This is a genomic window from Halorubrum sp. SD690R (assembly GCF_005435035.1).
GTDB classification, from domain to species: Archaea; Halobacteriota; Halobacteria; order Halobacteriales; family Haloferacaceae; genus Halorubrum; species Halorubrum ezzemoulense.
The window spans coordinates 1-399 of sequence record NZ_SGTV01000136.1 but is presented as its reverse complement, the minus strand read 5'-3'; the positions used below and the strand labels follow the sequence as shown (position 1 = coordinate 399).

1 protein-coding gene is annotated in these 399 nt (G+C 64.2%); it reads right to left on the bottom strand.

The window, feature by feature from the left end:
• The coding region (locus EXE41_RS18760) for a hypothetical protein (RefSeq protein WP_199240914.1) at positions 1-389 on the bottom strand (389 nt) is incomplete at its 3' end.
• Between the last annotated feature and the right edge of the window lie 10 nt (positions 390-399).

Here is a 399-nt window from a genome sequence, read left to right as displayed (position 1 = left end):
AGGTCGACCTGCGCCGTATCGTCTGAGACGTTAGGCGTGTAGTCGACTGAGATTTCCTCTGTCGTGTTGGCGACCGCCACCGTCTCCTCGAGCGTGTCGGCCGCGGCGTAGACGTCCACAAAGTCGACAGAAGACTCGTCATGAGTCGCTGTGATGAAGTAATCGGCCGGGGTGTCGATCGTCGTTATGTCGATGCCTGCCGCCTCGAGCTCGTCGACTCCGAGCCAGATCCCCATGATCGTCGGGTCCGCCACGTCGACGATCGTCCGGTTGATGTCGGCTGTGTTGCCCGTCGGCCCCTCCACCGTGATCGTCACCGTGTCGCCCGCCTGAGCGTCGATCTCCTCGATGACCACCTGGAGCGCCTGCTCCGGCGTCTCGGCCGCCACGGACCCCACG